The organism is Micromonospora sp. M51 (assembly GCF_018070305.1).
Lineage (GTDB): Bacteria > Actinomycetota > Actinomycetes > Mycobacteriales > Micromonosporaceae > Micromonospora > Micromonospora parva.
Window position 1 is genome coordinate 1 of the sequence record NZ_JAGPXZ010000643.1, and the last position, 3,601, is coordinate 3,601.

General features: G+C 72.5%; 3 protein-coding genes. 1 reads left to right on the plus strand and 2 read right to left on the minus strand.

Annotation, left to right across the window (positions count from 1 at the left end):
* Positions 1 to 167 precede the first annotated feature (167 nt).
* Positions 168 to 1,337 (minus strand): galactokinase, encoded by a 1,170-nt coding sequence (gene galK, locus KBX53_RS26180; RefSeq protein ID WP_210862178.1) that lies wholly within the window; start codon positions 1,335 to 1,337, stop codon positions 168 to 170.
* 56 nt (positions 1,338 to 1,393) lie between these two features.
* Positions 1,394 to 2,323 carry a UDP-glucose 4-epimerase GalE gene (gene galE / locus KBX53_RS26185; RefSeq protein WP_247676241.1) on the minus strand — a complete coding sequence of 310 codons (930 nt, stop codon included), beginning with the start codon at positions 2,321 to 2,323 and terminating at the stop codon, positions 1,394 to 1,396.
* Positions 2,324 to 2,571: 248 nt separating this feature from the next.
* On the opposite strand from galE, the gene KBX53_RS26190 reads away from it, so the two are divergent.
* A partial coding sequence (locus KBX53_RS26190; protein WP_210862183.1) for a hemolysin family protein occupies positions 2,572 to 3,601 on the plus strand: 1,030 nt, incomplete at its 3' end.

The following is a 3,601-nucleotide window of genomic DNA, read 5'->3' on the forward strand; positions in this document are numbered from 1 at the left end:
GGGGCCGCGCCCGCCGGGCGCGCCCACTACTTCACTGAACAAGCACGATCTCCATCCCCCAGCCCAGCCCGGCCCAGCCCAGCCCGGTGATCAAGAAGTTTGCGTCAGGATGCGGGCTGAAAGTGACGCAAACTTCTTGATCAACCTGGGGGTGTGGGGTGTGGGGGTTAGGGGAGGCGGGTGGCGCCGGGGGAGGGGAGGACCGTCACGGTGGTGGGGGCGGTGAAACCCTGCGCCGCGTACGCGTCGGTCACGGCGGCGGCGACCTCGTCGGCGCGGTCGGCCTCGATCAGGGCGAGCACGCATCCGCCGAAGCCGCCACCGGTCATCCGGGCGCCCAGCGCGCCGGCCGCCAACGCCGCCTCGACGGCGGTGTCGATCTCCGGCACGGTGATCTCGAAGTCGTCGCGCATCGAGACGTGGGAGGCCGTCAGCAGCGGGCCGATGTCGCGGACCCGGGCGGCACGCAGCAGCGCCACCGTGTCGAGTACGCGCTGGTCCTCGGTGACCACGTGTCGGACGCGACGCCGGGTCTCCTCGTCGTCGAGCTGAGCCAACGCGGCGTCGATCTGGTCGATGCCCACATCCCGCAGCGCGGCAACCCCGAGCGCGCTGGCGCCGGCCTCGCAGGAACGGCGGCGGGCCGCGTACTCCCCGTCGGCGTGGCGGTGCGGTGCCCGGCTGTCGATGACCAGCACGGCCAGGCCGGCAGCGTCCAGGTCGAACGGGATGTGCTCGACCGACTCGTCGCGGCAGTCGAGGAAGAGGGCGTGTCCGGCCCGGCAACGGATCGCCGCCGACTGGTCCATGATGCCGGTCGGCGCACCCACGTAGACGTTCTCCGCCCGCTGTGCCAGCCGGGGTTGCAGTTCCGGGGCCAGCTCCAGCCCGCCGAGGTCGAGCAGGGCAGCCAGTACGGCTGACTCCAGCGCGGCCGAGGAGGAGAGCCCGGAACCCAGCGGCACGTCGGAAGCGATCGCCAGCCGGGCACCCGGCACGGGATGACCCGCCTCGCGCAGCGCCCAGACCACACCCGCGACGTACGCGCCCCAGCCGGTGACCCGGCCCGGCTCGGCGACGTCGTCCGCGCCGAAGGTGATCGTCTCGCCGGAGAGCTCGGACCAGACCGTCCAGTGCTCCCCGTCCTGCCGATCGGCGGCGACGACGGTGCGCATCGGCAGGGCGAACGGCAGCACGAAGCCTTCGTTGTAATCGGTGTGCTCGCCGATCAGGTTGACCCGACCCGGGGCCGCCCAGCGCCCGGATGCCTGCCCGCCGAACTGTGCGGAGAAGCCGGCCGCGGCCCGCTCGGCGACATCATCGGCCGGATGGGTCACGGTGTCTCCCTTTGTTCGCGGCTGCGGGGCTCGCAGACCCGGCTCACTCCTCGCACTCACTGTTGGCCCAGGATGTGCGTGCGGTAGAACGCCCAGGCATCCCCGACCATGTCGTGCAGGGTCGGCTTCTGCGGCACCCAGCCCAGCTCCTCGCGGGCCAGCGTGGACGACGCGACCAACTCGGCCGGGTCGCCCTCGCGGCGCGGGGCGACCTCGACGGGCAGTTGGTGCCCGGTGACCTCGCGGACCACGGCGACGACCTGCCGGTTGGTGAAGCCGTTGCCGTTGCCCAGGTTGTAGATCCGGTGTTGGCCGCTGGTGGCCGCGTCCAGCGCCAGCAGGTGCGCGCGGGCCAGATCGGCGACGTGGATGTAGTCGCGGACGCAGGTGCCGTCGACGGTGGGGTAGTCGTCCCCGAAGAGTTGGAGTTTCTCCCGCCGGCCGGCGGCGACGTCCAGCGCGATCGGGATCAGGTGCGTCTCCGGGTCGTGCCGCTCGCCGAGCGCGATGTCGCCGGCAAGGTGGGCGCCGGCCACGTTGAAGTAGCGCAGTGACACGGCGGCCAGCCCGTGCGCGATCGCCTCGGAGGTGAGTGCCATGTCGACGGCGAGTTTGGTGGCGCCGTACGTGTTGGTGGGCGCCTTCACCGCGTTTTCGGTGATGGGCAGCTCGGTGGGGTTGCCGTAGACGGCGGCGGTGGAGGAGAAGACCATCCGGGGCACCCCGGCCGCCCGGACGGCGTCGATCAGGGCGAGCGTGCCGACGGTGTTGTTCCGCCAGTACAACTCTGGCTTGATCATCGACTCGCCGGCGGCGATGAGGGCGGCGAAGTGCAGCACCCCGTCGAAGCCGGCGTCGGCGGTGATGACGCGGGCGGCGTCGTGGATGGACGCCTCGACGTGGGTGGCGTCCGGGGCGAGGGCTTCGCGGTGGCCGGTGCGGAGGTCGTCCAGGATGACCACCTGGTGGCCCGCGTCGAGCAGCATCCGGGTCACCACGCTCCCGATGAAGCCGGCGCCCCCGGTGACGAGCAGTTTCACGTCGTTGCCTCCTGCCTGGCCCGCCCGGGACGTGGCCCTTTGGGTGATCACACTAGGGCGGTGGCCGGCATCCTCGCCGACACCACCGGCAACCCATTCCATCATAATCTTTCACGATTAAACAGAGCCGAACATCTGTGGCCGCTCCGCCGGATGGCCGGTGCGGCGGGCCCACGGTGTCTACCATCTCTGTCATGCGGGAAGTGGCCCGTACCGGGCTCCGGCGACGCGCGCGGGCACACCCCCGCCGCGACCCCGGTCCGCTCGCCCGGGCCGTCGCCCGGGTGCTCGTCCGCGCGGCGGACGGTGCCACCCGACTCGTCACCGACCTGCTCGGGACCGGTCCGACGGCCGGCCGGGAGCGCATCTCGGAGGCCGATCTGCGGGACCTGGTCGCGGCGAACACGGTGCTCGACCCGGACGAGCGACGGATCATCGACGAGGTCCTGGTGGCCGGTGCCAGTCTGATCCGCGAGGTGATGATGCCGCGCACCGAGGTGGTCTTCCTGCCGGCGCGGCTGACCATCGGCGAAGCCGCCCGACTGGTCCGCGCCGAAACACACACCCGCTACCCGGTCACCGACGCCACCCACGACGACGTGATCGGCTTCGTACACCTCCGGGACGTGCTGCTGCGCCCGGACGCCGACCCGTGCCTCACCGTCGGTGAGCTGGCCCGGGAGGTGAAGCGGCTCCCCGGCAGCAAACGGGTGCTCGCCGCGCTGACCGAGATGCGGCGGGAGGGCCAGCACCTCGCGGTGGTGGTGGACGAGTACGGCGGCACGGCCGGGATCGTCACCCTGGAGGACCTCATCGAGGAGCTGGTCGGTGAGATCCACGACGAGTACGACGCCGCCCCGGACCCGGTGCACGCTGGCCTGCCCGCCGTGGTGGACGGTCGCCTCAACCTCGCTGACTTCGCGGAGCGGACCGGGGTGGCGCTACCCGCCGGCCCGTACGAGACGGTGGGTGGGTTCGTGATGGCCGCGCTGGGTCGGCTTCCGGTGACCGGCGACGAGGTGCCGGTGCCCGCTGAGCCCGCCGACGTCGGCGCTCCCGATCCGGCCGAGTTGCCGGCCGGCTGGCTGCTGCGGGTGCTCACGCTGGACGGCCGCCGGGTGGCCCAACTCGCCGTCTCCGCCGCGCGCGGCACCGAGCCGCGCCGCGAGTACGACGCTGTGCCGGCCTCGGCGGGCGGCCCGGAGCCGGCCGGGGAGGCGGTCG

Bases quoted from the DNA above. Each gene is read 5' to 3' on its own strand.
- galE (WP_247676241.1), bottom strand. From the start codon at position 2,323: ATGCTGCTCGACGCGGGCCACCAGGTGGTCATCCTGGACGACCTCCGC.